30 protein-coding genes and 1 pseudogene are annotated in these 26,167 nt (G+C 72.8%); 19 read left to right on the plus strand and 12 right to left on the minus strand.

Annotation, left to right across the window (positions count from 1 at the left end):
* The first annotated feature begins 45 nt into the window (after window positions 1-45).
* A complete protein-coding gene (gene eccD / locus O7542_RS23280; protein WP_064448608.1) occupies window positions 46-1,443 on the plus strand; it encodes a type VII secretion integral membrane protein EccD in 1,398 nt (465 codons plus the stop codon).
* Here eccD and O7542_RS23285 read toward each other — a convergent pair.
* Entirely contained in the window at window positions 1,427-2,599 is a 1,173-nt protein-coding gene (locus O7542_RS23285) for a type VII secretion protein EccE (RefSeq protein WP_281605207.1), read from the minus strand. The genes eccD and O7542_RS23285 overlap by 17 nt on opposite strands.
* Before the next feature lie 161 nt (window positions 2,600-2,760).
* Between O7542_RS23285 and eccB the strand changes: the two genes are divergently transcribed.
* From eccB to O7542_RS23325, 8 genes are all read left to right on the plus strand, one after another.
* On the plus strand, window positions 2,761-4,230 hold the full coding sequence (gene eccB, locus O7542_RS23290) for a type VII secretion protein EccB (RefSeq protein ID WP_166455750.1): 1,470 nt from the start codon (window positions 2,761-2,763) through the stop codon (window positions 4,228-4,230).
* Between the two features lie 115 nt (window positions 4,231-4,345).
* Window positions 4,346-4,717: a hypothetical protein gene (locus O7542_RS23295; protein ID WP_030503518.1), complete on the plus strand. Its 372-nt coding sequence runs from the start codon at window positions 4,346-4,348 to the stop codon at window positions 4,715-4,717.
* Window positions 4,710-5,990, plus strand: coding sequence for a WXG100 family type VII secretion target (locus tag O7542_RS23300; RefSeq protein ID WP_281605208.1), 1,281 nt, complete (start codon window positions 4,710-4,712; stop codon window positions 5,988-5,990). The genes O7542_RS23295 and O7542_RS23300 overlap by 8 nt, the downstream gene beginning before the upstream one ends.
* Window positions 5,991-6,097: 107 nt before the next feature.
* Window positions 6,098-6,493, plus strand: a complete 396-nt coding sequence (locus tag O7542_RS23305; RefSeq protein WP_064448612.1) for a hypothetical protein — start codon at window positions 6,098-6,100, stop codon at window positions 6,491-6,493.
* Window positions 6,494-6,639: 146 nt separating this feature from the next.
* Window positions 6,640-7,473, plus strand: coding sequence for a hypothetical protein (locus tag O7542_RS23310; protein WP_064448627.1), 834 nt, complete (start codon window positions 6,640-6,642; stop codon window positions 7,471-7,473).
* A 77-nt stretch (window positions 7,474-7,550) separates the two neighbouring features.
* A complete protein-coding gene (locus O7542_RS23315; RefSeq protein ID WP_043327093.1) occupies window positions 7,551-7,889 on the plus strand; it encodes a YkvA family protein in 339 nt (112 codons plus the stop codon).
* Window positions 7,890-7,911: 22 nt separating this feature from the next.
* Window positions 7,912-8,325, plus strand: coding sequence for a TIGR03618 family F420-dependent PPOX class oxidoreductase (locus O7542_RS23320; RefSeq protein WP_281605209.1), 414 nt, complete (start codon window positions 7,912-7,914; stop codon window positions 8,323-8,325).
* Between the two features lie 146 nt (window positions 8,326-8,471).
* Window positions 8,472-9,080, plus strand: coding sequence for a C39 family peptidase (locus O7542_RS23325; RefSeq protein ID WP_064448614.1), 609 nt, complete (start codon window positions 8,472-8,474; stop codon window positions 9,078-9,080).
* Window positions 9,081-9,157: 77 nt separating this feature from the next.
* Here the strand turns inward: O7542_RS23325 and O7542_RS23330 are convergent, their stop codons facing one another.
* Window positions 9,158-9,340 (minus strand): antitoxin, encoded by a 183-nt coding sequence (locus O7542_RS23330; protein ID WP_043327099.1) that lies wholly within the window; start codon window positions 9,338-9,340, stop codon window positions 9,158-9,160.
* Window positions 9,341-9,469: 129 nt separating this feature from the next.
* On the opposite strand from O7542_RS23330, the gene O7542_RS23335 reads away from it, so the two are divergent.
* The gene (locus tag O7542_RS23335) at window positions 9,470-10,603 is read left to right on the plus strand and encodes an AI-2E family transporter (RefSeq protein WP_113972143.1); all 1,134 of its coding nucleotides are present in this window, start codon (window positions 9,470-9,472) and stop codon (window positions 10,601-10,603) included.
* Between the two features lie 11 nt (window positions 10,604-10,614).
* Here the strand turns inward: O7542_RS23335 and O7542_RS23340 are convergent, their stop codons facing one another.
* Window positions 10,615-11,268: an alpha/beta fold hydrolase gene (locus O7542_RS23340; RefSeq protein WP_043327103.1), complete on the minus strand. Its 654-nt coding sequence runs from the start codon at window positions 11,266-11,268 to the stop codon at window positions 10,615-10,617.
* Window positions 11,269-11,702: 434 nt separating this feature from the next.
* Between O7542_RS23340 and O7542_RS23345 the strand changes: the two genes are divergently transcribed.
* The 3 genes from O7542_RS23345 (at window position 11,703) to O7542_RS23355 (ending at window position 12,653) form a co-directional block, all read left to right on the plus strand.
* Window positions 11,703-12,095 carry a MerR family transcriptional regulator gene (locus O7542_RS23345; protein ID WP_281605210.1) on the plus strand — a complete coding sequence of 131 codons (393 nt, stop codon included), beginning with the start codon at window positions 11,703-11,705 and terminating at the stop codon, window positions 12,093-12,095.
* Complete coding sequence (locus O7542_RS23350; protein WP_043327107.1) at window positions 12,065-12,412, plus strand: thioredoxin domain-containing protein; 348 nt, start codon at window positions 12,065-12,067, stop codon at window positions 12,410-12,412. Before O7542_RS23345 ends, O7542_RS23350 begins: the two co-directional genes overlap by 31 nt.
* A 61-nt stretch (window positions 12,413-12,473) precedes the next feature.
* On the plus strand, window positions 12,474-12,653 hold the full coding sequence (locus O7542_RS23355) for a hypothetical protein (RefSeq protein WP_030503531.1): 180 nt from the start codon (window positions 12,474-12,476) through the stop codon (window positions 12,651-12,653).
* A gap of 42 nt (window positions 12,654-12,695) precedes the next feature.
* Here O7542_RS23355 and O7542_RS23360 read toward each other — a convergent pair whose 3' ends face one another.
* From O7542_RS23360 to O7542_RS23370, 3 genes are read right to left on the minus strand one after another with little or no spacing between them, the layout of a single operon-like run.
* The gene (locus O7542_RS23360; protein ID WP_043327109.1) at window positions 12,696-15,065 is read right to left on the minus strand and encodes a glycoside hydrolase family 65 protein; all 2,370 of its coding nucleotides are present in this window, start codon (window positions 15,063-15,065) and stop codon (window positions 12,696-12,698) included.
* A complete protein-coding gene (locus O7542_RS23365) occupies window positions 15,062-15,814 on the minus strand; it encodes a beta-phosphoglucomutase family hydrolase (RefSeq protein WP_104115972.1) in 753 nt (250 codons plus the stop codon). The genes O7542_RS23360 and O7542_RS23365 overlap by 4 nt, the downstream gene beginning before the upstream one ends.
* 46 nt (window positions 15,815-15,860) lie before the next feature.
* On the minus strand, window positions 15,861-16,328 hold the full coding sequence (locus tag O7542_RS23370; RefSeq protein WP_281605211.1) for a DUF4442 domain-containing protein: 468 nt from the start codon (window positions 16,326-16,328) through the stop codon (window positions 15,861-15,863).
* Window positions 16,329-16,459: 131 nt separating this feature from the next.
* Here O7542_RS23370 and O7542_RS23375 point away from each other — a divergent pair, with 131 nt between their 5' ends.
* Window positions 16,460-17,638: a Fic family protein gene (locus tag O7542_RS23375; protein WP_274477246.1), complete on the plus strand. Its 1,179-nt coding sequence runs from the start codon at window positions 16,460-16,462 to the stop codon at window positions 17,636-17,638.
* A gap of 67 nt (window positions 17,639-17,705) precedes the next feature.
* Window positions 17,706-18,230 carry a hypothetical protein gene (locus O7542_RS23380; RefSeq protein ID WP_209959767.1) on the plus strand — a complete coding sequence of 175 codons (525 nt, stop codon included), beginning with the start codon at window positions 17,706-17,708 and terminating at the stop codon, window positions 18,228-18,230.
* A gap of 70 nt (window positions 18,231-18,300) precedes the next feature.
* On the opposite strand, the gene O7542_RS23385 is transcribed toward O7542_RS23380, so the two are convergent.
* Complete coding sequence (locus tag O7542_RS23385; RefSeq protein WP_274477245.1) at window positions 18,301-19,257, minus strand: sulfotransferase; 957 nt, start codon at window positions 19,255-19,257, stop codon at window positions 18,301-18,303.
* Here O7542_RS23385 and O7542_RS23390 point away from each other — a divergent pair.
* Window positions 19,256-19,951 (plus strand): annotated as a pseudogene (locus O7542_RS23390) (hypothetical protein); the annotation flags it as partial. The gene O7542_RS23385 and the pseudogene O7542_RS23390 sit on opposite strands and share 2 nt — an antisense overlap.
* 33 nt (window positions 19,952-19,984) lie before the next feature.
* Complete coding sequence (locus O7542_RS23395; protein WP_043327117.1) at window positions 19,985-20,368, plus strand: nuclear transport factor 2 family protein; 384 nt, start codon at window positions 19,985-19,987, stop codon at window positions 20,366-20,368.
* A 16-nt stretch (window positions 20,369-20,384) separates the two neighbouring features.
* Here the strand turns inward: O7542_RS23395 and O7542_RS23400 are convergent, their stop codons facing one another.
* From O7542_RS23400 to O7542_RS23410, 3 genes are all read right to left on the minus strand, one after another.
* On the minus strand, window positions 20,385-20,573 hold the full coding sequence (locus O7542_RS23400) for a DUF397 domain-containing protein (protein ID WP_274477244.1): 189 nt from the start codon (window positions 20,571-20,573) through the stop codon (window positions 20,385-20,387).
* A gap of 156 nt (window positions 20,574-20,729) precedes the next feature.
* Complete coding sequence (locus O7542_RS23405) at window positions 20,730-20,918, minus strand: DUF397 domain-containing protein (protein ID WP_209959760.1); 189 nt, start codon at window positions 20,916-20,918, stop codon at window positions 20,730-20,732.
* On the minus strand, window positions 20,909-21,709 hold the full coding sequence (locus tag O7542_RS23410; RefSeq protein WP_209959758.1) for a helix-turn-helix transcriptional regulator: 801 nt from the start codon (window positions 21,707-21,709) through the stop codon (window positions 20,909-20,911). Before O7542_RS23410 ends, O7542_RS23405 begins: the two co-directional genes overlap by 10 nt.
* 157 nt (window positions 21,710-21,866) lie before the next feature.
* On the opposite strand from O7542_RS23410, the gene O7542_RS23415 reads away from it, so the two are divergent.
* Both O7542_RS23415 and O7542_RS23420 read left to right on the plus strand, forming a co-directional pair.
* Window positions 21,867-22,115 carry a hypothetical protein gene (locus O7542_RS23415; RefSeq protein WP_274477242.1) on the plus strand — a complete coding sequence of 83 codons (249 nt, stop codon included), beginning with the start codon at window positions 21,867-21,869 and terminating at the stop codon, window positions 22,113-22,115.
* Window positions 22,112-22,459: a hypothetical protein gene (locus O7542_RS23420; RefSeq protein ID WP_043327125.1), complete on the plus strand. Its 348-nt coding sequence runs from the start codon at window positions 22,112-22,114 to the stop codon at window positions 22,457-22,459. The genes O7542_RS23415 and O7542_RS23420 overlap by 4 nt, the downstream gene beginning before the upstream one ends.
* A gap of 47 nt (window positions 22,460-22,506) precedes the next feature.
* Here O7542_RS23420 and O7542_RS23425 read toward each other — a convergent pair whose 3' ends face one another.
* Together O7542_RS23425 and O7542_RS23430 are read right to left on the minus strand one after the other, a co-directional pair.
* Window positions 22,507-23,820 (minus strand): ABC transporter ATP-binding protein, encoded by a 1,314-nt coding sequence (locus O7542_RS23425; protein ID WP_043330711.1) that lies wholly within the window; start codon window positions 23,818-23,820, stop codon window positions 22,507-22,509.
* 158 nt (window positions 23,821-23,978) lie between these two features.
* Window positions 23,979-26,162 carry a bifunctional glycosyltransferase family 2 protein/CDP-glycerol:glycerophosphate glycerophosphotransferase gene (locus tag O7542_RS23430; RefSeq protein ID WP_281605212.1) on the minus strand — a complete coding sequence of 728 codons (2,184 nt, stop codon included), beginning with the start codon at window positions 26,160-26,162 and terminating at the stop codon, window positions 23,979-23,981.
* Window positions 26,163-26,167 lie beyond the last annotated feature (5 nt).

Genomic DNA, 26,167 nt, shown 5'->3' on the forward strand with positions numbered 1-26,167 from the left:
CGCCGTGGGCCGAGCGGATCGTTTGCGAGCAACGAGGAGGCCACTGTGGCGACGAAGACGGCGACCGGTGGGCTGAGCCGGATCACCATCGTGGCGCCACGTACCAGGATGGATCTGGCGCTGCCGTCCGACGTGCCGCTCGCCGACCTGCTGCCCACGCTGCTGCGCTACGCGGGCGAGGACCTGGCCGACGAGGGTGTGCGGCACGGCGGCTGGGCCCTGTCCCGGCTCGGCGGCCAGCCGCTCGACGGTGGCCGTACCGCCGCGCAGCTCGGGGTCCGCGACGGCGAGGTGCTCTACTTCAACCCCCGTGCCGCGACCGCCCCGGAGATCGTCTTCGACGACGTGGTGGACGCGGTCGCCACCTCCACCACCCAGCGGGCGGGCGCCTGGCAGGTGGGCACCACGCGGGCGTTCGCGGTCCTCCTGGCCGCCTCCGCGCTTGCCGGCGGCGCGGTGGCGGCGCTGTTCACCGGCCCGCCGCACCTGCCCGGCGCGGCGGCCGCCTTCGTGGTCGCGGTGGCGCTGCTGGTCGGCGCCGCGGTGCTGTCCCGGGCGGCCGGAGACAGTCGCACCGGCGCGGTGCTGGCCCTGGTCGGGATCGGCTACGCGGGCGTCGGCGGCCTGCTGGTGCTCGCCGGTGAGCGGACGCTCGGCGAGCTGGCCGCCCCGCACGTCCTGCTCGCCGGCACCGCCGTGGTGGTGTTCGGCGCGATCGCCGCGCTCGCCGTCGGCGACCGCCTGCCGCTGTTCCTCGGCGCGGTCGGCGTGGGGGCGGCGGTCGGGCTCGGCGCGGTGCTCAGCCTGGCCTTCGGCATCGGCGCGGCGGCGTCGGCGGCAGTGGTGGCGACAGTCGCCTTCGGCGCGCTGCCGGCGCTGCCGATGCTCGCCTACCGCCTCGCCCGGCTGCCGGTGCCGTCCATCCCCACCGGGCCGGACGACCTGAAGACCGACACCGAGTCGGTGGACGGGCCGTCGGTGCTGCGCAACAGCGAGCGCGCCGACGGTTTCCTCACCGGCCTGCTCTGGACCGTCTCGCTGCTGGTGCTCGGCGGCGAGGTGGTGCTGGCCGAGGACGGCCGCCTGCCGGCGGTCCTGCTCTGCCTGGTCCTGGCGCTGCTGTCGCTGCTGCGGGCGCGCCCGTTCCTCGGCCGCGGGCAGCGTACGCCGGTGCTGCTGTCCGGCACCGTCGGCCTGGGACTGGTCGCCGCCGCCACGTTCGCCGCCGGTTCGCTGGCGGTCCGGCTCGGGCTGGTCCTCGGCGGCCTGGCCGTGGTGGCCGTGATCAGCCTGGTCTACGGCCTGACCGTGGCCGGCAAGCGGATCTCGCCGGTCTGGGGCCGGACCCTGGACATCGTCGAGATCCTGCTGATCATCGCGCTGGTGCCGCTCGCCGTGTGGGTGTGCGGCATGTACGGCTGGATCGTCAACCTTCGACCGTGACGGTCCCCATCGCGGTGCCGACCGGCGCGGTGGCGTAGACGCCGGGACCGTGCTGGCCGTCCAGCGGGCGGGCCGGCACACCCGCGCGCCCGGCCATGTCCCGGACCGCCTTCACCAGCGCCTCGGCGTGCCCGTCCATGGCCGCCACCCGCAGCAGCGGCGGAACCCGCCGGCCGCCCGGGAGCACCACGGCGGCGACCGTGTGCGACGGCGCCGAGGTGGCGGTGACCGCGTCCACGAGCGCGCCGAGCGAGCCGTTGGGGCGTACCCGCAGGGCCAGGCAGCGCTGCGTCCAGCCGCCCCCGCGCACGCTGGTCCACGTCTCCACCGGCGCCTCCGGCGCCAGGTCGAGCCCGGCGCCGGACACCACCGCCGCGTGCAGCTCGTCCCGCCCGAGCACGCGGTGGCCGAGACCGGCGGCGTTGAGCGCCTTGCCGAGCCGGCCCACCCCGGCCGCCACCGTCCGGTGCACGCCGCGCAGGCCGCCGCCCCGGCTCACCGTTTCGGCCCGCGCGTCGGCCACCGACAGTCGCAGCGCCACCCACACGGTCCGGTACGCCGACGGCGGCGCGCCGGGGGCCGGGTACCAGACCAGCGTGTGCGAGACGACCTGGGTCTGGGTGACCGGGCCGGAGAAGTCGGCGAGCACGGCGAGCGCGCGGTCCACCACGGCGGCCTCGATCGAGCCCGCGGGCGCGCCGGGCCGGCCGGTGAGCGCCAGCGCGGCGAACCAGCCCCGGTCGTCCTGCCCGATGCCGAGGCGGGTGCCGCGCTCGGTCAGCTCCACCACTGTCAGTTCCGGGGCGAGCGCGGCCAGCCGGGGGTCGCCGCCCGGCGTCGCGCCCCGGGCCCGGTCGCGGCGGCGGCGCAGCCGGCGGCGGAGCATCAGGTCCTCGTACCACCATCGGCCGCCCCGGCGCGCGAACGCGGCGACCACTGCCAGCAGCGCCAGCCCGCCCACCACCCCGAGCAGCCAGGCCGGGCCGGCGGTGGCGAACCAGACCGCCAGCGCGGCGCACTCCACCACGACGAGCTGCCCGACCACGACCGGGCCGAGCCGGCCCCGGCGGCGCTTGTCGGCCGGGGTGACCGGCCGGTCCACCGGTACGGCGGGGGCGGTGGCCGTACGACCGGGTGGCGCCTGCAGCTGCGTCATCGGTGAGCGTCCCTTCTGGACATCCTGGACATCCGCCGGCGGGGTGCGGCGTTCGGGCGGCGGACGGGGTCCGGCGCACCCCCGGTGGCCCCTTATCGTAGGGAAGCCCGCGACGCCGCTCGGCCCTGTCGTCGTTGGACCCACCCCGCCGGAGGTTAGTCATGCGGACCCGCCGCGATCAGGTCCAGGCGTACCGCTTCGTCACCCGCCGCATCGTCTCGGCGCTGCTGTCGGGCGACCCGGAGACCAACGACCTGCCGATGCGCCGCCTCGGCATGGCGGTGTTCGGCAGCGTGATCGCGGCCGCCGTGGTGCTCGGCGGGGTGGGCGCGTACGGGCAGCTCACCAGCAACTCGGCGCCGCTGGAGCCGAACACGCTGGTGATCGAGCGGGAGACCGGCGCGACGTACTACTTCGGCGAGGACCGGGTGCTGCGCCCGACGCTCAACTACGCCTCGGCGCGGCTGATCGTCAACGACGCGGCGGCGAAGCCCCGCACCATGTCCCAGGCGTCCATCAAGGACCGGCCGCGCGGCCGGCTGGTCGGCATCGTGGGCGCCCCCGACGACCTGCCGGACCGCAAGTCCCTGGTCGGGCTCCCCTGGTCGGTGTGCGACGTGCCCGACCCGAACGACACGCAGCGCTCCACCACGCACCTGGTGATCGACCGGACGCTGCCCGGCGGCACCGCGCTCACCGACCGGGCCGTCGTGGTGCGCACCGGCGACGCCCGCTACCTGCTCACCGGCGGCTCGCGGCTGCGTGTCGCCGGCGACGACCAGGCGCTGGTGGCGTTGAAGATGGCCGGCGTCACGAACCTCACCGTCGGGCAGCAGCTGCTGAACGCGGTGCCGGTGGGGCCGGTGCTGCGCAAGCCCACGATCGACGGGGACGGCGGCGCGAGCGGGCTCACGGTGGGCGGCCGGCCGGCCCGGATCGGCCAGGTCTACCAGGCGGCCGGCCAGTACTACGTGCTCACCCGGCAGGGCCTGGCCACGGTCCGGGAGGTGACCGCGCTGCTGCTGCTCGGCCGGGGTGGCGAGGTGGCGCAGATCACGCCGGACGAGGCGGGCCGGCTCCTCACCGACCAGCGGCTGGAGCCGGACGGCCTGCCCGCCCGGCTGCCGACGCCGCACGAGGTCCGCCCGGGGCGCACGGTGCTCTGCGCCACCTACCGGCCCGGCCCGCCCGGCCAGCCGCCGACCACCACGCTTGAGGTCTTCGACTCCCCGCCGGCCGAGCTGACCGAGGCGACCGCGATGCCGTCGCGGCAGGGCGGCCGGGACGCGGTACGCACCGCCGAGAACGTGCTGCTGCCCGGCGGCAAGGGCGTGCTGGCGCAGGCCACGGCCGGAGAGAGCGGCAAGCCGGCGGCCGGGTCGACGGTCTACCTGATCACCGCCCAGGGCATCCGCTTTCCGCTCGGCACCGCCGGGGGCGACGCGAAGAGCGCCCTCGGGTACGGCGACGTGACCCCGCTGGCCGTACCCGCCTCGCTGCTGGCGCTGGTGCCGACCGGCCCGACGCTGTCGCGCCAGGACGCGATGGCGTACTTCGATGCCTCGACCCCGGCGGCGCCCACCGCGACCCCCTCCACCGGCGGCGCCGCGGCCCAGGTCCAGGGCGGTTGACCGGCCCCGCCCGGGTCCGATGTGGATGGGGCCTGTCACGGGTCGCCCGGGTTGGCGCGTTTCGACTAACCTGAGTGCGGCGAAGGTTATCGACGATGACTACGGGGATGCAGCCATGACGGGGCGCACGACAGTAGACGTACTGTCCCTGGAGGACTTCCACCAGCGACTTGAGCGGCGGCTGGACGAGGCGGAGTCGGTGTTGCGCAAGCTGAACACCCAGATGCAGTGCCGCCCGCCCGCGCTCGGCACGTTCACCGACGCGACCGACAACGCACGTCGCTACTCCGAGACGCACCAGAGCTACGTCAACCACGTCGACCGGCTGCGCCGGGCGATTCTGGCCGCCCGCGAGGCGACCCACAAGATCATGACGAACTACAAGACCGCCGAGGCCCGCAACGCCGCCGCCGCGGCCGACATCGCCGCCGCCCTCTCGGGGCTGAACGAGGCGATGAAGCAGCCGAAGGAGGACCCGCGTGTCTGAGTACACCCGGCGCTACGAGCACGTCAGCCACGAGGAGCTCTACCAGGGCGTCAACGCCGGCGACCCGAAGCAGATCGAGGCGCTCAGCGCCCAGTGGACCTCCCTCAAGAGCACGCTCGACGACCTCGGCCGCGACCTCACCGCCGACCTGGAGGCGCTGTCCAAGAGCTGGACCGGCGACGCCGCGCGCGAGTTCACCAGGCGGCTGGACATGGTCGTGCGCTACTCCGGCAACCTCGCCGAGGGCATGACGGGCATCCGGCAGGGCCTCGACATGATGTCCAGCGAGCTGCGGGCCGCGCAGTCCAAGGCGGAGAGCCCGGAGAAGACCGACGACAACGACAAGCTGCTCTCCGGCGCCGGCAAGGGCTTCCTGCTCGGCGGCGCCCCCGGCGCGGTGATCGGCGGGATCGTCGGCCACCAGCAGGACAAGGCCGAGCAGGAGAAGGCGCACCAGCGGATGGTGCAGGTGGTGGCGAAGCTCGCCGAGGGCTACGACTTCTCGGCGTACGGCCGGATCGTCGTGCCGGACCCGCCCGAGGTCGAGCTGCCCGGCAACACCAGCAACGGCGACCCGACGCTGCAGAACGGCCCCTCGGTCAAGACGCCGTCGTCCGGCCCGAACCTGGGCAGTTTCGGCCCGGGAGCGAGCGCCACCGCCACCACGTCGGGCGTGCACCACACGGCGCCGACCAGCGGCACGCCCGGTGCGGGCGCCCCGGGCGCGGGCACACCGGGCGGCAACCCCGGCGCGGGCGCTCCGGGCTCGGTCACCACCGGCGGAACCGTCGACCCGGGCGGCACCTCGCTGGCCGGCGCCGGCCCGTTGACCGGCACCACCGGCGGCCCGACGATCGGCGGCAGCGCGGGCTTCGGCTCCGGCGGCGGCCCCGCCACGATGACGGCCGGCGGGGGCGGCGGCGGGCTCTACGGCGCCCCCGGCGTGCTCAGCACCGGGTCGCTCGCGGGCACCGGTCCCAACTCTGCGTCCTCGGCCCGGTTCGGCGGCGCGCCCGGCGCGGAGAACCGCGCGGCGGCCGGCACCGGCCGGCTCACCTCCGGTCGCGGCCTGGTGGTCGAGGCCGGGGGCAGGTCCGGCGAGCGGGCCGGCGGCACCGGGCGGCCCGCGATGGCCGGCCGTGGCGGCGTGCTCGGTGGTCGCGGCAGCCACGGCGACGACGAGTCCGACGGCCGGCTGACCTGGCTCACCGAGGACGAGATGGTCTGGGGCGACGGCGACGGCGCTCCGCCGCCGGTGCTCGGCGGCAACTGACAGCGGCATCGAGGCAGCGGTCCGTCCACAGCGACCCGTGGGACGGCTCACGTAACCAGCAAGATCTTTGAGCTGCGAAATCGTCCGCTGACCGATAGGTTGAATTGGTGCTGCCCGTAGCGTTCGCCCCGTCCACCTGGACGGCGACGCTGCGCCGGATCGCCCGCACGGCCGTGGCCGGCCTGGTGCTGATCGTCGGCCTCCAGGGCATCGCCGCCGCACCCGCCCATGCCGCCGTGACCGAGCAGTCCGTCGCGGTCACTGTCGCCTCCGCCGCCGCGCCGAGCGTGATCGCGTCTCCGGTTCCGGCCGAGGTCGGCCTGACGACGGTCGCGGCGGGCGGCACGACGGCCGACGGCGCGCCGCGATCCACCTCCGGTCCCGCCGCCGACGCGGCCGGCACCGAATCCACAGCCGCCGGGCGGGTGCCCGGCGTCGAGGCCGTCGCCGTCGCCGACCCGGCTCGGGCAGCCATCGCCCGCCGCGGTCCGCCGCGCGCCTGACCGGGCCACCTTTCCGGTACGCCCCGGCGCGGCCACACCTGCCGCACCCGCGCGCCCTGCCGCGTCTCCGTAGCGAGACGCACCCCACCCGGATGACCGGGCCACAAACCGTTGTTCGTCAGTCGTTCCACCTTGAGGTGCTGGTGATGCAGACCGTCTTCTCCACCGTCCTGCCCGACGTCCCCGCTGCCGCCGTGATCTGGCTGGCTCTGCTCGCCGTGGCCGCCACAGTGGTCGCCGCCCTGATCGTCCGCCCGTCCCGGTTCCGCTCGGAGCTTGTCGACCGGATCAGTGACGCCGCCCGGCCGAGCAGCATCGATCAGGCCGAGCGGGCCCGCGTACAGGATCGGGAGCGGGACCGGTACGCCGACGAGGTGGCGGTGGCCGCCGCCCGCGCGGCGGCGACCGCCGAGCGGAGCCGGACGGAGTGGCTGACCGCCCAGGAGGAGGCCGAGGCGGCCTGGCAGGCGTACCAGGCGGCGGAGGACGACGTGCGGCGCCTGGCCGCCGCCGCGGCGCTGCCGCTGCCCCGGACCGCCCGGACCCCGGCCGAGTACGCGGACCGGGAGCGCTGGCTGCACCGGGCGGCGATGGACGCCCAGTGGCGCAACGAGATCACGGTGCGGCAGCTCAGCGACATCCTCGGCGGGAACGGCTGGGACCCGAGCCGGCACCCGGTGGAGCAGGAGCTGCTGCTGCGCCGGCTGGTTCGGGACAACCTCGCCGCCCGGCACCGGGCCGCCACGCAGCGGGAACAGGCCGCCTGGCAGGCCGCCGAGCGGGCCGCGGCGGCGGCGCAGAGCCTGCGCGACGAGGCGTTCGCGGCGCTGCACCCGGCCCCTGAGCCGCAGGCGGAGCTGTCCATCGTCGGGTTCGCCGGGCCGGAGACCACCCGGGAACTGCCGACCGGTTCGGCCGCCGTCGACATCACCCGCGAGCTGACCCCGGTTGCCCGGGGACGGGCGGCCGTGGCGGCCTGAGCGCCCCGGGCCACGACCCGGGGCGTCACGGCCACGACCCGCGGGCGGCATCGACCCGGCTCGGCTAGCGTGAGGGCGTGTCCCGTGAAGCCTGGGTGCTCGTCGTACTCGCCGCCGTCGTCGCGGCGGCCATGCTGGCCGGGGCGGTCGTGCTCGCCGTCCGGCTGGTCCGCACCCGCCGCATGCTCGGCGCGCTCGGCGCCGGCGGCAAGGTCGCGTTCTACGGCGCGCTGATCTACACGATCCTGCCGGTGGACCTGCTGCCCGACCCGATCTACCTGGACGACATGGGCGTGCTGGCCGGCGCGCTGTTCTACCTGGGCCGGCTGGCCGTCAAGCATCGTGCCGCCCAGGTGGAACAGCGGGCCACCGGGAAGTCCCCGGCGCTGCCGCCCGGCGCGGCGCCCCGCCGATGAGACACGCGAACGAGGAGACGGCATGGCGGGACGGCACCGGTTGGATCCGCACGACGGGCGGGTGGCCCGCTTCTTCGCGGACCGGCATCTCGCCACGCTGACCACGCTGCGCGCCGACGGCACCCCGCACGTCGTACCGGTGGGGGTGACCTTCGACCCGGAGGCCGGCCTGGCCCGGGTGATCACCTCCGCGGGGTCGGCCAAGGCGCGGCACGTCGCCGCGGCTGGACCGGACGGCACTCCGGCGGCGGTCTGCCAGGTCGACGGCCGCTGGTGGCTGACCGTGGAGGGCCGGGCGGCGCTGCGCGGCGACCCGGCTTCGGTGGCCGAGGCCGAACGGCGGTACGCCGAGCGTTATCGCACCCCGCGTCCGAATCCGGAGCGGGTGGTCATCGAGATCGCGGTGACCCGGCTCCTGGGCAGCCTGCCCGACTGAGGCGCTCTGTCCGGTTTCGCGGTGGCCCCGGTCACGCCCGGAAATGAGGCCCGGAAGCAGGGCGGTTGAACTCTCCGTACGCCGAGCGCCACTCCTGGTGCCGCGTCTCCCGCACGGAGCCGTCGACCCCCGAATGGAGCCTCGACATGAACCCGATCATCCGCAAGTGCCTGCTCTCCGTCGCCGGTCTCGCCGCTGCCGGCGGTGCCGTCGCCGGCCCGGCTGCCGCCCACGCGGCCCCGGTCAAGGGCAAGGGTGACCGCACCGCCGACTACGAGTACCAGGCTCAGCCGAACTTCTTCTACTGTGGTCCCGCCTCGGCCCGCATCGCGCTCTCGGCCGAGGGCAAGGACGTGAGCCAGGACGAGCTGGCCGCGAAGCTGGGCACCACCCAGAACGGCACCGACTCCGCCATCGACATCACCCGCGTGCTCAACGAGTACACCGGCGGCAAGTACCGGACCACCGAGATCCGCGACGACGTGGCCACCCCGGAGCAGGTGGCCCGCCTGCGCGCGGACATCCGGACCGCCGTGGACGACGACCGGCCGGTGGTGGCGAACATCCTGGGCGGCGCCCGGGACATCGACGGGGTGGAGCACAGCTACCCCGGCCACTACCTGACCGTGGTGCGGTACGAGGGCGACGCCGACACCGTCCTCATCGCCGACCCCGCCCGGCCGGACACACCGACGTACTGGATGGACGTGACCGAGCTGGCCAACTGGATCGCCGGACGCGGCTACAGCTCCTGACCCCGACGCCACGGCGGCCACGCTCCCTGAGGGGGCGTGGCCGCCGTCGTGTCCGGCGCCGGTGCGGGTGTACGGGGTCAGCGCCCGGTGTCACCCTCGCCGGTCCGCTGCTGCGCCATGTCGACGCCCTTGTCGATCTGGGCGTCGTACTTGCCGCCGGTGCGCTTGTCGGCCGCGTCACCCGCCTTCTCGATGCCCTGGTCGACCTGCTTGTCATGCTTGTCGGCGAAGTCCTTGGCCTTGTCCATGAAGTCGCTCATGTCGGATCTCCCTTCGATACGTTGGAAGCCTTCCCTGGGGCTGGGGGCACAAACACCGGGTGGGCGATTCCCGCCGGGGTGTCGGATCGACGTGCGTCGGGTACCAACGGCCACGATCGAGGAGGCGACGTGGACGCTGATGGATCCGAGCCGACGCGGCCGGCACCGACGACCGGCCCCCGGCAGACCTGGGCCGGGCTGCCCTGGCCGGTACGGACCGCTGTCACCTGGAGCGCCTGTCTCCTCGTGGTGACGGCCGGGTTGTGGCTGCTGGGGCAGATCGCGGTGCTGCTCGCGCCGCTGGCGGTGGCGCTGGCCGGCACGCTCTTCCTCACCGCGCTGCTCGATCCGGTCCTGGTACGCCTGCGCCGGCTGCGGGTGCCGGCCGGGCTCGCCGCGCTGCTCACCGTCCTGCTGCTGCTCGGCGTCCTCGGTGGTGCCGGCGTACTGGTCTGGAACCTCACCGCGAGCCAGTTCGGCGAGCTGAGCCAGCAACTCGACGAGGGGCTGCAACGCACCCGCGACTTCGTCACCTCCAGCCTGCCGGTCACCGATCAGCAGCTCGACCGGCTGGTGGAGCAGATCCGGCAGGGCCTGAGCAGCGGGACGCCCGACCCGGTGGCCGGGGCGCGCAAGGCAGCCGAGGTGGCCGGCGCGATCCTGCTCGCGCTGGTGCTGCTGTTCTTCCTGCTCAAGGACGGCCGTTCGATGTGGCACTGGGTGTTGCGCCGGCTGACCGGTCCGCGCCGGGAGCTGACCGCCGAGGCGGGCCGGGCCGGCTGGCGCACGCTCGGCGCGTACAGCCGGGGCACGATGATCATCGCGGCCATCGACGCCATCGGCATCGGACTGGCGCTTGTCGTGTTGCGGGTCCCGCTGGCCCTGCCGCTCGCCCTGATCACGTTCCTCGGCGGCTTCGTGCCGATCATCGGTGCCACGGTGGCCGGCGCGGTGGCGGTGCTTGTCGCGCTCGCCGCGAACGGTCCCACCACGGCTCTGCTCACGCTCGCCGCGGTGATCGCCGTCCAGCAGATCGAGGGCAACCTGCTGGAGCCACTGGTGATGCGGCGGCAGGTGCAACTGCATCCGGCGGTCATCCTGGTGGTGGTCACCGCCGGCACGCTGGTCGCCGGGGTGGCCGGCGCGTTCGTGTCGGTGCCGATCGCGGCGGTGCTCTGGCGGGTGCTGGACACCGTGCAGCGGCACCGCGCCGAAACCGGCCGCGCCGCCGGGCCGGACCCGGCCGTCGAAGCCGCGGGCTGACGGGCTGCCGCTCAGGCGGGGTGCGGCTGGCGCAGGTGGGTGGTGAACCAGGTACCTGCCTGGTCGGCCACCTGCTCCAGCGTGCCGGGCTCCTCGAACAGGTGGGTGGCGCCGGGCACGATCCGCAGCTCCGCCACCTCGCCGAGCGCGTCCCGGGCCTGCTCGTTGAGCACGATCACCTGCTCGTCCAGGCCACCGACGAGCAGCAGCGTCGGTGCGCGTACCGCGGTCAGTGAGCTTCCGGCCAGGTCGGGCCGGCCGCCCCGGGAGACCACCGCGGCCACCCGGTCCGGCCGGGCCGCCGCGGCGACCAGGGCGGCGGCGGCGCCGGTGCTGGCCCCGAACAGCCCGATCGGGAGCCGCCCCAGCTCCGGGTCGGCGCCCATCCAGTCGACGATTCCGGCCAGGCGCTCGGCCAGCATCCCGATGTCGAAGCGCAGTTCGGCGGTGACCTCGTCCCGCGCCTCCTCGTCGGCGGTCAGCAGGTCGACCAGCACGGTGGCCAGCCCACGGTCGTTGAGCGCGCGTCCGACGGCCGTGTTGCGCGGGCTGTGCCGCGAGCTGCCGCTCCCGTGCGCGAACAGCACCACCCCACCGGCCCCGCCGGGCACACTGACATCTCCGACGAGCCCTCCGTCGACAACAGGCACCGAAACCTCACGCATATCCCTCCACCCCCCGCCCACCCGATACCCCCCAACCGCACGATCATGAAGTTGACGGCCCAGAAAGCGCTTCCCCACGCCGCCAACTTCATGATCACGCCCATCCGGGCAAGACCACGGGAGATCTTGGTACGAAACGGCCCCTGGAGGGGCCGTTTCGTACCAAGATCCACGGGGACGCCACCCCAGCCCCACCGGACCCCGCCCGACGGGGTCGATCATGAAGTTGGCGGCAGATTTGGAGATCCACAACGCCGTCAACCTCATGATCGACGGGGACAGCCAGCGGGGATCCCGGCGGGGAACGCCGCGCGGGGACGCCGCGCGGGGACGCCGCGCGGGGACGCCGCGCGGGGAGGCCGCGCGTGCGGGGTTGCGTTGACGTCGGCGGCAAGGTTTAGCGTCGATTCACCAGGCAGGGACGGGGGCGGCGGATGCGGATCGGGGAGCTGGCGCGGCGGGCCGGTACGAGCACCCGCACCCTGCGCTACTACGAGACCCACGGCCTGGTCCGGCCGGGCCGGTCCGCCAACGGGTACCGGGTCTACGACGAGGCGGAACTGCGCGTCGTCCGCGAGATCCGCTCCCTGCTGGCGATCGGTTTCGGCCTGGACGACATCCGCCCGTTCGTCGCCTGCCTGCGTGCGGGGAACGACTCCGGTGACGTCTGCCCCGATTCGGTGGCGGTGCTGCGGCGCAAGCTCGCCGAGGTGGACGACTACCTCGACCGGCTGGGCGACGTCCGCCGCCGCCTGCACGACCAGCTCGCCCACGCGATCGCCCAACGGGAGGAAAGATGCCTCAGGACACGGGGACCGGCCGGCTGACCCCGGTCACCGACGACACCTTCGCGGCCACCGTGCTGGCCGCCGACCGGCCCGTGGTGGTCGACTTCTGGGCCGAGTGGTGCCCGCCGTGCCGGGTGGTGTCGAAGCACCTGGCCGAGCTGGCCGAGGAGTTCGGCGACGCGCTGCGCTTCGTCACCCTCAACACCGACGAGAACCCGGCCACCACCCGCGCCCACCGGATCATGTCCGCGCCGACCATGCTGGTGTTCCGGGACGGCGAGGTGGTCGGCTCGATCGTCGGCTCCCGCCCCAAGGACCACCTGCGGCGCAGCTTCGCCCGCCACCTGGACGGTTGAGCCGCCGCCGGGCGGGAACGCGCGGGGTGACCACGGACCCCGACGGATCGCGAGGATCGTCATGGCGAAACAGGACAGGTCCCGGGAACAGGAACTCACCGACCAGGAGCGCCGCAAGCGGGAGCTTGAGGGCTCGCCGGACTGGGCCGACCGCGCCTCGACGGCGCGGACATCCGACGATCCGCGGGCCACGGCGCCGCGCGACGCCGGCGGGCGCCCGTCAAACGGCCGCCAGTTCTGAGGTACGCGTACCGAGCGGTCCCGCCTCTTCGGGGCGGGACCGCTACATGCGTTCCGGCAGGTGCATCAGCGGCGCGCGGCCCTGCGGCTGCTCCGGCTGCGGCTCGGTCGGGTGCTCGGGCGGGATCGGCACGGTGACCGGCTGCGCCGAGGTGACCCGCAGCGGCTCGCCGTGGTGCCGCAGCTCCACCACCGTGTCCGGGCCGCCGTTGCGCAGCGAGTACGTGGTCTGGTGCGGCCGCACGTCGACGCGCAGTCGCATCCCGCGCCACTGGAGCGAGAACTCCAGTCGGCTGAGGCGGCTGGAGAGCCGGGGCGCGAAGGAGAGCGTCCCGTCGTGGTCCCGCAGGCCGCCGAATCCGGCGACGAGCGCGATCCAGGCGCCGGCCAGGGACGCCATGTGCACGCCGTCGCGGGTGTTCTCGTTCAGGTCGTGCAGGTCCATCAGCGCGGCCTCGCGCAGGTAGCGGTGGGCCAGTTCGAGGAAGCCGACCTCGGCCGCGAGCACCGCCTGGGTGCAGGCGCTCAACGACGAGTCGCGTACGGTGCGCCGCTCGTAGTAGACGAAGTTGCGCAGTTTCTCGGCGGCGCTGAACGCGTCGCCCCGCCAGTGCATGGCGAGCACCAGGTCGGCCTGCTTGACGACCTGCTTCCGGTAGAGGTCGAAGTACGGGTAGTGCAGCAGCAGCGGGTACTTCTCCGGTGGCGTGTGCTCGAAGTCCCACTCCTGGAACCGGGTGAACCCCTCGACCTGCTCGTGCACCTCGGTCTCGGCGTCGTACGGGACGTGCATGTCGTTCGCGGCGTCCCGCCACGCGGCGGCTTCCTCCTCGGTGACGCCGAGGTCGAGGGCCTGGTCCCGGTAGCGCATCGCGCAGTCCGCGGCGGTACGCAGGTTCCGCTGCGCCATCAGGTTGGTGTAGACGTTGTCGTTCTTCACGGCTGTGTACTCGTCGGGGCCGGTCACGCCGTCGATGTGGAACTGCCCGGCCCGGTCGTGGTGGCCGAGGGATCGCCACAGCCGGGCGGTCTCGACAAGCAGTTCCAGTCCGATCTCGCGTTCCAGTGTCTCGTCGCCGGTGACCAGCACGTAGCGGCGCAGCGCGTCGGCGACGTCGGCGGCGATGTGGAACGCGGCGGTTCCGGCCGGCCAGTACGCCGACGACTCGGGTCCTTCGATGGTGCGCCACGGGAAGGCGGCGCCTTCGAGGTTCAGCGTGCGGGCCCGCTCCTGGGCCTGGGCGAGCGTGGCGTGCCGCCACTGCAGCGCGTCGCGGACCGCGCCGGGCTGGGTGTACGTGAGCACCGGCAGCACGAACATCTCGGTGTCCCAGAACGCGTGGCCGTCGTACCCGGGGCCGGTGAGGCCCTTGGCGGAGATCGGCCGCCGTTCCCCGCGGGCGCCGGCCTGGAGCACGTGGAAGAGGCCGAAGCGGACGGCCTGCTGGACCTCCGGGTCGCCTTCGACGCGCACGTCGGCGGCGTCCCAGAACGCGTCGAGGTATTCCCGCTGCGCCCGGCGCAGCCCGTCCCAGCCGTCGAGCCGGGCCGCGGCGAGCGCCGCGCCGACCTGGTCGCGCAGCGCCGGCAGCGACCGGCGGCTGGACCAGCCGTACGTGAGGTACTTGATCACGTGCAGCTTCTCGCCGGGCTTGAGCACGCAGCCGATGGTGGTGCGGACCCAGTCCTCGTACCCTTCGCTCTCGATCGTGGTGCGTTCGGGGCCGTGCACGTCGTGGCCCATGGCGGCGGCGACCCGCAGGCCGCTGACCTTGGTCCGGTGGATGAGCAGGCCGCCGTCGTCGGTGGTGAGTTCTTCCTCGGCCTGCAGCGGTGACTCCAGCACGGCGGCCACCCGGGGGTCGCGGCTCTGCGGCGGCAGCGTCTCGTTGGCGACCAGCTCGGACTGGAGGATCAGCCGCAGCGGCCCGTCGACCGGCTCCACCTCGTAGTGGATGGCGGCGACCGAGCGCTGGGTGAACGACACCAGCCGGGTGGTGCGGACCTTGACCTCGCGCCCGGCCGGGGAACGCCAGTGCAGGTCGCGTTGGAGCGTTCCGGCGCGCATGTCGAGGACCCGCTCGTGGGCGAGCACCTCGCCGTAGCGGACGTCGAGCGGTTCGTCGTCCACGAGCAGCCGGATCAGTTTGCCGTTGGTGACGTTGACGATGGTCTGCCCGGACTCGGGGAAGCCGAAGCCGGCTTCCGCGTACGGCAGCGGGCGCAGTTCGTAGAAGGAGTTCAGGTACGTGCCGGGTAGGCCGTGCGGCTCGCCCTCGTCGAGGTTGCCGCGCAGCCCGATGTGCCCGTTGGAGAGCGCGAACACCGACTCGGACTGGGCCAGCACGTCCATGTCGAGGCGTACCTCCCGGACATGCCAGGGCTCGACCGGATACGCCCGTTCCCGGATCACGCGGCCGGCTCCGCCGCGAGCAGTTCGGCGAGGTCGGTGACCACCACGTCGGCGCCGTGCGCCAGCAGCTCGTCGGCCTGGCCGACCCGGTCGACGCCGATCACGTACCCGAATCCGCCGGCCCGTCCGGCGGCCACGCCGGCGAGGGCGTCCTCGAAGACGGCGGCCTGCGCCGGTTCGACGCCGAGCAGCCGCGCGCCTTCCAGGAACGTGTCCGGGGCCGGTTTGCCGCGCAGCCCGTTCGCGCGGGCGACCACGCCGTCGACCCGCGCCTCCAGCCAGTGGTCCAGCCCAGCGGCGTGCACCACGGCGGCGCAGTTGGCGCTGGCCGAGACGACCGCCCGCCGCAGCCCGGCCGCGGTGGCGGCCTCCAGGTAGCGAACCGAACCTTCGTACGCCTCGACGCCGTGCTGCTCGATCCGCTGGAGCAGGACGACGTTCTTGCGGTTGCCGAGGCCGTTGACCGTGTCCGCCTCGGGTGGGTCGTCGGGTGAGCCCTCGGGCAGGGTGATGCCGCGCGAGGCCAGGAATGTGCGCACCCCGTCGGCGCGCGGTCTGCCGTCCACGTAACGGTTGTAGTCCGGTCCGGGGTCGAACGGTTGGAACGGCTCGCCGGTTTCGACGGACCGTCGCCGCAGGTAGGCGTCGAACGTCTCCGCCCAGGCGGCGTTGTGCACCTTGGCGGTCTGCGTCAGCACACCGTCCAGATCGAAGAGACACGCGCTCACGTGCGCGGGGAGGCCCAGCATCGCTTGAATCTATCCGGCGCTCGCCCCGGGCAAACCCGTTCAGGGCTCAGCGGTTCGGTCGCAGCGTCCAGATCACGGTGAGCGAGGAGGTGAGCGTGCCGTCCTCGGTGTGGACCTCCACCTCGACCGGGAACTCGGGCCGCCGCCCGGCGTCCAGCTCGGCCAGCACTTCGGCCGGTGTGCCGCCGAGCCGCGCGATCGCCAGCACCGGCCCCACCGCCACCTTGAGGTAGCGGATGGTCGCGGTCACGGCCAGGGGTACGGCCCGGTCGAGCACCTGCCCGAACGCGGCCAGGACAACCGCGCCCGAGGCGCTCTCCCCCAGCGTGAACATGGCCCCGGCGTGCGGGCCGCCCACGTGGTTGTGGTGCGCCGGGTCGTCGGGGAGCCGGACCACGGCCCGGACCCCGCCCTCGGCCTCGGGCGCCACCTCGACGAACTCGATCCCGAGCGTGCGGGCGAACGGCACGGCGTCGAGGAGACCGGCCGCGACCTGGCGAGAGTCGATGCTCATGCCCGAACGCTACTCGCCGGTAACTTTTCCGGCAAGACACCGGAACACGTTGGCCGAATGTCACTAAATAAGTGACATCCACATCGCCTGACGCTAGCCTTGTCTCTTATTAAGAGACATTGGGACATGAGATGATCTACGCCACCCCAGAACTCAACGATCGCGACGAGACCGTCCTGGCCGAGGTGCATGACATGCGCCGCATGCTCGCCGATGTCCTGCGCACTCCTCGCCGGTGGACCGGTGGCCTCCGGCGCACGATGTTGGCCCGCGCGATTCTCGGCTCCAACAGCATCGAGGGCTACGTGGTCGCCGAGGACGACGCCGCCGCCGCGCTAGACGGCGAGGAGCCGCTGAGCGCCGACCACCGGACCTTCGCCGAGATCCGGGGCTATCGGCAGGCTCTGGGATACGTGCTGCAAACCGCCGGGGATCCGCACTTCCGGTTCGACACGTCGGTGATCCGCAGCATGCACTACATGATGCTCTCGCACGATCTGGGCAAGAGCCCGGGGCAATATCGCAAGGGCCCGATCTACGTCCACGATGAGCGAACCGATGAGCGGGTGTACGAGGGCGCGGACGCCGACCACGTGCCTCACCTCATGGAGGAGCTAACCGAAGATCTACGGTCGGATGTCACCGCCTCTCCGCTCGTCAAAGCAGCCATGGCGCATCTGAACCTGGTGATGATCCATCCGTTCCGTGATGGCAACGGGCGAATGGCACGCGCCCTTCAGACGTTGGTGCTCTCCCGACGCGCGATCGTCGAGCCTGCTTTCTCCAGCATTGAGGAATGGCTGGGCAGCAACACCGAGGACTACTACCGGGTGTTGGCGGTTACCGGACGTGGCCGCTGGAACCCCGAAGGTTCGGCGCACCTCTGGGTGTCGTTCAACCTGCGCGCCCATCACATGCAGGCGCAGACCGTCGCTCGCCGCTTCGAGGAGGCGTCCGGCATCTGGTCGGAGTTGGACGCGATCGTTGCCGAGAACAGGCTCCCTGAGCGGGTGACCGATCTCCTCTACGAGGCAGTCCTGGGCTATCGCATCCGTCGCTCCGGGTACGTCAAACTTGCCGATGTCGAGGACAGGACCGCATCTCGGGATCTGGCCAGCCTTGTCGAGCAGGGCCTTCTGGAAGCACGAGGTGAGCGGCGGGGCAGGCATTACGTCGCCGGCCCCACGCTGGTGACGGTGCGGGAAAGAGTCCATGCTCAGCGCAAACCGATCAGCGACCCCTATCCGGCCATGCCGGTCGTTCTCGCAACCGAGGCTGCCAATACGACCGGCTCAGGTGAACGCTTGTAACCACGGCTTATTTCACGGCGCTGTCGCGGCGTTTCGGCGGCTGTCGACTCCGGGTAGCGAATGGCCCATGAACCGCGATCTCGCGCGCGGGCTGACGGTGGCGTGGGCGCTCCCGGAGTTCCGCGACGGGCTGCGTCACCTCGTCGACCTCGACGAGGTGACAGTGCTGCTGGCCGCACTGTCCCTTCCGGACCGCGACCGCGAGGTCGAGCGCAGCGCGCTGGGCCTGCTGCGGTCCGGGCTCGACAGCACCGAGGTCCGGGAGGCGGTGTTGCTGCTGCTGGAGCGGGACACCGTACGCCGGCCGCTCGTCGCCGCGTCAGTGGAGCCGCTCGCCGACCGTCCCGGCCTGGTCACCGCCGTCACGTCCGCGGCCGAGGACCCCCGGGTACGCCACGAGGTAAGGGCGATGCTGGACAGCCCCGGCGTCCGCGAGCTGATCTGGCGGGCGGCCGACGACCAGGTGAGCGACAACCGGTTCGGGCTGGTCCGCCGGGCGGCGGTGCTGTTCGTCCGGCACCCGAGCGCGCGGCGACTGGCGTGGGCGCTCCGCCGGCACGGCGTGCTCCGCGAACTGCGCCGCAAGGCGTGATCCGGAGCCGCATCACCTGATCGGGCCGGTCAGCTCCGCACAGCGGGGCCGGCCCTCGACAGCTCGGCCGTCACTCGTAGCCCATGGCGGGGATGATCTCGCCCAGTTCCCGCTCGACGTACGCGCGGGTGCCGGCGTCGAACTGGTCGTCGCGGTGCGCGAGCCTGCCCGCCTGGAACGTCGACGCGGTGACGGCGTCCTCGACGCCGAGCCGTTCGAACAGGGCGCGCCGCTGCCCGGCCCAGTCGGCCGCGAGGTCTTCCGCCTTCACCTCGACGTACCGCCGGCTCGTCAGGTCGGCGGCGTTCCTCCTGGCCAGCCATCGCTGGTAGACAGGCACGAGGTAGGCCAGCGCCCCGTCGACTGTTGACGGCGCCCACGGCTGGGCCAGGTGGGAGGCGAGCACGGAGACCGGGTGCCGCGTGATGTGCACGATCGTCGCCTCGGGAAACAGCTCCCAGAGGAAGTCCATGGCGAAGAGGTTGAACGGCGTCTTCTCGCACCACGTCGGCTTGCCCGCGTCGGCCGCCGCGCCGCCGAACAGCGTCTCGACCAGGCCGCGCAGGACGGCGATCAGCTCGGCCCGGTCGCGGAAGTACCTCGGCACGACCCGTCGTCGGCCCGTCGGCCCGAACGGCCCGGTGGGCCGGTCGCCGTCGCCGAAGCCCGCCGCGGGCGCGGGCTCCTCGAAGGCGTCCGCGATCAACAGCGGCCAGAGCTGGTGTACGGCATCCCGGTAGCGCCGTTCGCCGACCAGCTCGGGCACGGTCTTGCCACGATCGTCACGCCGTCCGGGCACCCGTACGGTGAGGAAGTCGCTGAGCCGCTGCAGGGCGTCCTCGCCGACGATGGGGTCGTACCGTTCGGTGAGCGCGTCGGCCAGGTCCCGCAGGCCGCCGGGTTCGACGATGAACTTGGTTTCCATCGGGATCCGGTGGATCAGCGGGTGCTGGCCGATGACGTCGGCGATCCGCGAGGTGCCCGAACGACCTGTGCCCGCGACGAAGACCGGTGAGGGGGACGGCATGGGCGGCAGTGAAACTCCCGGCCGGGCGCAGGGGCAATCCATTTATCCCCGCCGGGAGCTGATCGGCCTCCTGGCCGACGCGGTCGGGTCCGTCACCGTGCCGTACCCGACCCGGGTCGCGGTCGACGGGCCGCCCGCTGCCGGCAAGACCACGCTCGCCGACGAGCTGGCCGCCGTCCTGCGCGCCCGGGGCCGGTACGTCATCCGCGCGACGGTGGACGACTTCCTCTTCCCCCGCGCCCGGCGTTACCGGCGAGGCGAGTTCTCGGCCGAGGGCTGCTACGTCGACACCCACGATCACGGGTCGCTGAACCGGGTGCTGCTCGATCCGCTCGGCCCGGGCGGAGATCGACGCTTCCGGCACACGGTCTACGACCACGCGACGGATACGGTGCTGTCCCCGCCGCCCACGACCGCTCCGGCGGACGCCGTGCTGGTGTTCGACGGTGTCTTCCTCCTGCGCCCGGAACTGGTCGACCGGTGGGAGCTGCGCGTCTTCGTGTCCACCGCGCTCGACAAGACGGTGGACCGTGCCGTGATCCGCGAGAGCCGCGTGTCGACGAGAGCCGACGTCGAGCGGCGCTGGCACGAGCGGTACCTTCCCGCCCAGCGGCTCTACTTCGCCACTGCCCGCCCGGCCGAGCACGCCGACGTCGTCGTGCACAACGACGACCCCGGGCGGCCGATGTGGGAGATCCGGGCGGGCGGGGATGGCAGGCTGGCAGCCATGGACAGGAATCGGGTGGCCGCCTGGATCGCGGCGTACGAGCAGGCGTGGCGCACACCGGGCACTGCGGCGCTCGGCACGATGTTCACGCCCGACGCGACCTACCAGCAGGGGCCGTACCGGGATCCGGTGGTCGGCCTGCCCGCCATCGTCCGCATGTGGGACAGCGAACGCGACGGACCCGACGAGGTCTTCCAGATGACCTCGGAGGTCGTCGCGGTCGACGGCGACACCGCTGTGGCCCGGGTGCAGGTCCGGTACGGCGACCCGGTCCACCAGGAGTGGCGCGACCTCTGGATCATGCGGTTCGCCGAGGACGGCCGCTGCCAGTCGTTCGAGGAGTGGCCGTTCGCGCCGGAACGGCGGACCACCGCCGCCGGGTGACGACGGCGGTCGCTGCCTAACCCCGCTTCGCGTACGCGACGAACGCCGCCCAGCTCGACGACGTGAACCTCAGCGCCGGCCCCTGCCGGTCCTTGCTGTCCCGCACCCCCACCACGCCGGGCAGATTGTCCGCCACCTCCACGCAGTCGCCGCCATTACCGCTGCTGCGGGTGCTCTTGCGCCAGATCGCGCCGGTCAACTCCATCGCTTCGCCGCCTCCGAGATCGCCGCCAGAGTCTCCCCGTGCGGCATCGCCTCCGCACGGCACGACGTCCAGCTCTGCCACTCATTGATGAGCCGAGCACGAACGCTGATCGTCGGGCCAGCGTTCGCGACCCGGCTGCCGGTTGACCGCTACGGGTCAGGCGCGCTTGGCGTACGCGACGAACGCCGCCCAGCTCGACGACGTGAACGTCAGCGCCGGCCCCTGCCGGTCCTTGCTGTCCCGCACCCCCACCACGCCGGGCAGGTTGTCCGCCACCTCCACGCAGTTGCCGGAATTGCCGCTGCTGCGGGTGCTCTTGCGCCAGATCGCGCCGGTCAACTCCATCGCTTCGCCGCCTCCGAAATCGCCGCCAGAGTCGCCCCGTGCGGCATCGCCTCCGCGCGGACGGACTCCCAGGTCTGTCGCAGTAAGTTCACGTCCACCGTCCGCTCCACGATTGTGCCGTGCAACTGGTTATCGAGGTAGCCCACGTCGTCGCCGTCGGCGGGGGTGGCGAGCACGAACGCACCGTTGAGCCCGGGATAGGCGCCGACCGTCTCCGGGACCAGGTGTAGGTGCACACGCGGCCGGCGGCCCATCTCGACCAGATGCTCCAACTGCTCGCGCATCACCTTCGGCCCGCCGACCGCCCGGCTCAGCACCGAGTGGTCGAGCACCGCCACGAACTGCGGCGGCGCGGGCCGATCCAGCACCGGCTGGCGGGCCAGCCGCGCGGCTACCTGCTGCTCCATCGCTTCACCGACGAGTGGACTCGCGCCCTCGTGCAACGCACGGATGTACTCCTCGGTCTGCAACAACCCGGGAACAACCAGCGGCTCGAAGCTACGCAGTGAGGCAGCTTCCTGCTCGATGCTCACCCACTCGCGGAACCACGGCATCAGCGCCTCCTGCATCAGCGCGTCCCGGATCCGCACCAGCAGGCCGCCGCCGTTCAGCACCTCGTCGCAGCGCTCGGTGAACTCGGCGCGCGGCGCGCGGCGGCACTGCTCGACGGCCGCCACCAGCGACGCCGAATAGCTCACCCGCTCGCCCAGCGCCTCCTGGGTAAGCCCCGCATCGGTACGTAACCGACGTAGCTCACCGGCGAACAGTTCCCACAACGGCACACGGATCATCTGCACACCTCTGCACACGGCTGCACACGGAAATCGGCCGGTCGGACGGCCGGGAAGGTGGGGGTGGAACGCCTTCCGACCCTAGCGGCGCGGTGACGAGACTGTCACGCAGTGGAATCGAATTCGTCCGATTCCCGCTACCGAGAGGAGTTGCGCCGTGCGACTGCGCTGGTTCCGCTGCCGGGGTGCGTCGGCACCGACACTGCCCCAGCGGGTACGGGGCGACAATCTGCCGGACTGGATGCGGCAGCCCACCCGTCCACTCCCGACGATGGGTCCCGGCCGGGTCGGCAACCTCACCCCGGCCCAGCAGTGGCGGGCGAACGGCGGTCGCTGGCCGGTCCCGGAGCAGCGCGGCGGCGACGCCGGCAACCGGCGGGACGGCCACCACGAGGAGCCTCGGTGATCAGCCACCAGCTCGGGCAGCCGCCGGACGGACCCAAGCCGGATCGACCTCGGCCGTACCCGTTGCACGCCACCCCGCACACGCCGCTGCGTCCGATGTGGTGCTGCCGGGCCTGCGGCCAGCCGTGGCCGTGCCCGACGGCCCGTCTGCTGCTGCGCAGCGAGTACGAGGACAACCGGATCGGGCTGTCCATCTACCTGTGCGGGCTGCTGTACGAGGCGACGCGCGACCTCTACCGGCTGAACCCGAACGACGCGCCCGCCCCGGCCGACATGTTCGCCCGCTTCGTCGGCTGGGGCCCGTACCGCCGTCACCCGCCCGTCCCTCCGGGCGGCGGCTGTTAATAAGGGGCCCTTCCTCTACCGGAGGCGTTAACAGGGTGCCCTTCCTTTCACCGCCAGCCGACGTCGATGCGGTCGCCTCGCTCGTCGAAGAAGTGCAGCGCGTCCATCCGCACCTGCACGGCGAGCGGGTGCCCGGGCGACACCTGCGGGTACGGCGCGAGCCGTACCGCCAGTTCCGCCGGACGACGGTGGTGGCGGCCCGGGTCGGGCAGCACGCTCGTGCGGTTGCCGCCACCCCCGCCGGCCTCCGGTGCCGGGGCTGACGCCTCCGTCGCGCGGCCGGTGAGCCGCTGCATCACCTGGTTGAACCGGCGCAGGCCGCGCTGGCCCGGTGCGGCCTGCTCCACCTGGGTGCCCATCTCGTCGACCACGATCGCGGTGGCGCCGATGTCGAGGAACGCGAGTGACTCGTGGCCGTGGTGCTCCAGGTAGCGGATGCGCCCGTGCAGCACGTCACCGGCGGTGTCCGGGGCGACCGGGGTGAGCGCCTCGGCCCGCATGCCGACCACGATCCGCTCGCCGTGGTAGTGCGCCACCGCCCGGCTGCGGATGTCGTCCCAGGGCAGGTAGAGCGACTGCTCGCCGAGGTTCAGCGCGACGTACCGGTCGAGGTGCACGTAGACCGACGCCTCCAGCAGGTTCATCCGGGGGCTGCCCAGGAACGCGGCGACGTAGAGCGTGGCCGGCCGCCCGTACACCTGGGTGGGGGTGCCCACGTCCTGGAGCACGCCCTTGCGCATGATCGCGACGCGGTCGGCCATGGTCAGCGCCTCGGCCTGGTCGTGGGTGACGTAGATGGTGGTGACGCCGAGTTCGCGGGTGAGGCCGGAGATCTCCGCCCGCAGTTCGGCGCGCAGCCCGCTGTCCAGGTTCGACAGCGGCTCGTCCATGAGGAACAGGCCGGGCCGGCGCACTATCGCCCGCCCCATGGCGACCCGCTGCCGCTGGCCGCCGGAGAGCTGGCTGGGTTTGCGCGCGAGTACGTCGCCGATGCCGAGCGCGCTCGCCACGTCCTGGATCCGCTCGCCGCGCGGGCCGGGCTCGATGCCGGAGAGCCGCAGCGGGAAGCCGATGTTGTCGCCGACCGTCATGTGCGGATAGAGCGCGAAGTCCTGGAAGACCATGGCGATCTTCCGGTCGCGTGGCGGCAGGTCGTTGGCCAGCTCACCGCCGAGCAGGATCGCGCCGGAGGACGGGTCCTCCAGCCCGGCGACCATGCGCAGCACCGTCGACTTCCCGCAGCCCGACGGGCCGAGCAGCACCATGAACTCGCCGTCGTTGACGTCCAGATTGATGGTGTCGACCGCGACTGTTCCATCCGGGAACACCTTGGTGACATCCTTGAGCGCGACGGTCGCCACCGCCACCTCCCCAGTTTTCTCTCCCCAAACCCGGGAATGACTGTGACCAGGATCATCTGATTCGCACATCGGGTAAACGTGCCATGTTCGGCTCGTGACAGTCCTATTAAGCGGTATTCGCCGGGCTCCGCAGTTAAGTGACCTGCCGGTAACCACTTTTACGGCATTTCGCCGAGGAACACGCGGCGTACCACGCGCTCGGCGGCGTGCCCGTCGTCCAGCGCGCAGAACCGCGACCGGAACGCCGCCCGGGCCCGCTCGGCCGCCTCGTCGTCGACCGCGCCGGACCGGAACACGTCGAGCAGCCCGGGGAAGTCCAGCGCGACGGTGCCCGGCGGCTCGGCCAGCAGGTCGAAGTAGACGCCCCGGGCCACCCGGTAGGCGTCCCAGTCCGGCGCGTAGACCACTATCGGCCGGTCCAGCACCGCGTAGTCGAACATCGCCGAGGAATAGTCGGTGATCAGTACGTCCGCCGCCAGGTAGAGGTCCTCCACCCGGTCGTACGCGCTCACGTCCAGCACGCCGTCCGCCGCCGGTCCCCGGGGATGCCGCTCCCGGTCGTGGAAGTAGTGGCTGCGCATCAGCAGCCGGCCCCGGGGCCCGAGCACGTCGAGCATCCGGTCCGGGTCGAACGGTGGCCGCCACCCGGGCAGGTGCTCGCGGTGCGTCGGCGCGTAGAGCACCACGTACTCGTCGGGTGCGATGCCCAGCGCGGCGCGGACCTGGCCGCGGTCCTCGGCGGTGGCCAGCGCCAGCCGGTCGTTGCGCGGGTAGCCGACCTCGAGCGTGGTGTAGTCCGCCGGGTACGCCCGCTCCCACATCTGCGTGGAGAAGCTGTTCGACGTGATGCTGTAGTCCCAGCGGTCGACCCGGCGCAGCAGCCCGGCGAAGTCCATCCCCATCGCGCCCACCGGGTAGCGCTGCTGGTCCAGCCCCATCACCTTGACCGGCGTGCCGTGGTGGGTCTGCACGTGCACCGAGCCCGGCCGCTTGCGGACGAAGTCCGGGAAGTTGACGTTGTTGACCAGCCAGCGGGCACGCGCCAGCACGCGGTGGTACTCGCGGGTGCCGGCCACCACGTACTCGACACCGGGCGGCAGCGCGGCCACCCGGTCGCGGCGGACGATCCACACGCCGCGCACCTGCGGCGCGAGCCGGCGGGCCGCCTCGTAGATCGCCGCCGGGTTGCACGAGTAGCCCCGGTACCAGTAGGCCGCGTACACGGCGAGCGTCGGGTCGACCGGCCGGTGCAGCTCGGCCCGGTAGTACTCGCCCAGCGCCAGGTCACGGGCCCGCCGGGCGGTACGCCGCACCACCGGCGTGACCCGTCGCCGGGCCCGCCGCGCGGTCCGCCGGGCCGTCTCCGTCGCCTGGTGCGCCTCCCGCAACGCGCTGAACGTTCGCCATCGGCCGGCCGCCACCAGCCGGTGCTTGAGCCCTTCCGGGCCGGGCGGGACCGGATAGCCCTCGGGCGGCAGGAACCGCACGTAGTCGGCGTGCATCTGGGCGAAGAACGGCGCGCGCAGCTCGGGGGCGATCCGGTCGCCGTTGCCGAGCACCGTCAGGTAGTGCCAGATCATCCGCTCGAACACCGCCGGTCGCAGCCCCGTCACCTGCCAGCGGTCCATCAGCCCGAACACCCGGTGCCACTGCGCGAAGACCTCGAAGTGCCGGTCCCCCCGGGTCTTCGTGATCGCGCCGGTGCGGCGCTGCCGGTAGTTCAGGCAGATCCGGTCGAGTACGCCGATCCGCCCGGCGGCCATCAGCGCCGGATAGCTGAACGAGACGTCCTCGTACCAGCCCGGCTCGAAGCGCAGGCCGCGCTCGATCAGGAACTCCCGCCGTACCACCCGGTTCCACGCGGTGTGCAGCAGCTTCAGCGTCTCCGGCCGGTCCCGCAGCGTGAACGTCGTCGCGCCGGGCGGCACCGGGAACACCTCGCGCATTGCGCTGCGGGTGCCGATGTTGTTCCAGTGCGCCCGGACGTGGTCCACGATCAGCACGTCCGGCGCGGTGTCGCGGAGCCGGTCCGCGACGTGCGGCAGGCAGCCGGGCACCAGCCAGTCGTCCCCGTCGACGAACCACACGTACTCGCCGACGGCCCGGTCCAGCCCGATGTTGCGGGCCGGACCGAGCCCCACGTTCTCGGCGAGGCGCACCGGGCGGACCCGGGGGTCGCGCAGCGCGTACTCGGCCAGGATCTCGCCGCTGTCGTCGGGGGAGGCGTCGTCGACGCCGATCACCTCGATGTCGGCGAACGGCTGGTCGAGGATCGAGTCGAGACATTCCCGCAGGTAGCCCTGCACCTTGAAGGCCGGCACGACGAAGCTGATCAAGGTCACCCCGG

Source organism: Micromonospora sp. WMMC264 (assembly GCF_027497275.1).
Taxonomy (GTDB): Bacteria; Actinomycetota; Actinomycetes; order Mycobacteriales; family Micromonosporaceae; genus Micromonospora; species Micromonospora chalcea.

What these genes read in the sequence shown, in the direction of transcription:
- O7542_RS23285 (WP_281605207.1), bottom strand. Translation starts at nt 2,599, where the DNA reads ATGACGCAGCTGCAGGCGCCACCCGGTCGTACGGCCACCGCCCCCGCC.
- eccB (WP_166455750.1), top strand. Translation starts at nt 2,761, where the DNA reads ATGCGGACCCGCCGCGATCAGGTCCAGGCGTACCGCTTCGTCACCCGC.
- O7542_RS23295 (WP_030503518.1), top strand. Translation starts at nt 4,346, where the DNA reads ATGACGGGGCGCACGACAGTAGACGTACTGTCCCTGGAGGACTTCCAC.
- O7542_RS23310 (WP_064448627.1), top strand. Translation starts at nt 6,640, where the DNA reads ATGCAGACCGTCTTCTCCACCGTCCTGCCCGACGTCCCCGCTGCCGCC.
- O7542_RS23320 (WP_281605209.1), top strand. Translation starts at nt 7,912, where the DNA reads ATGGCGGGACGGCACCGGTTGGATCCGCACGACGGGCGGGTGGCCCGC.
- O7542_RS23325 (WP_064448614.1), top strand. Translation starts at nt 8,472, where the DNA reads ATGAACCCGATCATCCGCAAGTGCCTGCTCTCCGTCGCCGGTCTCGCC.
- O7542_RS23330 (WP_043327099.1), bottom strand. Translation starts at nt 9,340, where the DNA reads ATGAGCGACTTCATGGACAAGGCCAAGGACTTCGCCGACAAGCATGAC.
- O7542_RS23340 (WP_043327103.1), bottom strand. Translation starts at nt 11,268, where the DNA reads ATGCGTGAGGTTTCGGTGCCTGTTGTCGACGGAGGGCTCGTCGGAGAT.
- O7542_RS23345 (WP_281605210.1), top strand. Translation starts at nt 11,703, where the DNA reads ATGCGGATCGGGGAGCTGGCGCGGCGGGCCGGTACGAGCACCCGCACC.
- O7542_RS23350 (WP_043327107.1), top strand. Translation starts at nt 12,065, where the DNA reads ATGCCTCAGGACACGGGGACCGGCCGGCTGACCCCGGTCACCGACGAC.
- O7542_RS23355 (WP_030503531.1), top strand. Translation starts at nt 12,474, where the DNA reads ATGGCGAAACAGGACAGGTCCCGGGAACAGGAACTCACCGACCAGGAG.
- O7542_RS23365 (WP_104115972.1), bottom strand. Translation starts at nt 15,814, where the DNA reads ATGCTGGGCCTCCCCGCGCACGTGAGCGCGTGTCTCTTCGATCTGGAC.
- O7542_RS23370 (WP_281605211.1), bottom strand. Translation starts at nt 16,328, where the DNA reads ATGAGCATCGACTCTCGCCAGGTCGCGGCCGGTCTCCTCGACGCCGTG.
- O7542_RS23375 (WP_274477246.1), top strand. Translation starts at nt 16,460, where the DNA reads ATGATCTACGCCACCCCAGAACTCAACGATCGCGACGAGACCGTCCTG.
- O7542_RS23380 (WP_209959767.1), top strand. Translation starts at nt 17,706, where the DNA reads ATGAACCGCGATCTCGCGCGCGGGCTGACGGTGGCGTGGGCGCTCCCG.
- O7542_RS23385 (WP_274477245.1), bottom strand. Translation starts at nt 19,257, where the DNA reads ATGCCGTCCCCCTCACCGGTCTTCGTCGCGGGCACAGGTCGTTCGGGC.
- O7542_RS23395 (WP_043327117.1), top strand. Translation starts at nt 19,985, where the DNA reads ATGGACAGGAATCGGGTGGCCGCCTGGATCGCGGCGTACGAGCAGGCG.
- O7542_RS23400 (WP_274477244.1), bottom strand. Translation starts at nt 20,573, where the DNA reads ATGGAGTTGACCGGCGCGATCTGGCGCAAGAGCACCCGCAGCAGCGGT.
- O7542_RS23405 (WP_209959760.1), bottom strand. Translation starts at nt 20,918, where the DNA reads ATGGAGTTGACCGGCGCGATCTGGCGCAAGAGCACCCGCAGCAGCGGC.
- O7542_RS23410 (WP_209959758.1), bottom strand. Translation starts at nt 21,709, where the DNA reads ATGATCCGTGTGCCGTTGTGGGAACTGTTCGCCGGTGAGCTACGTCGG.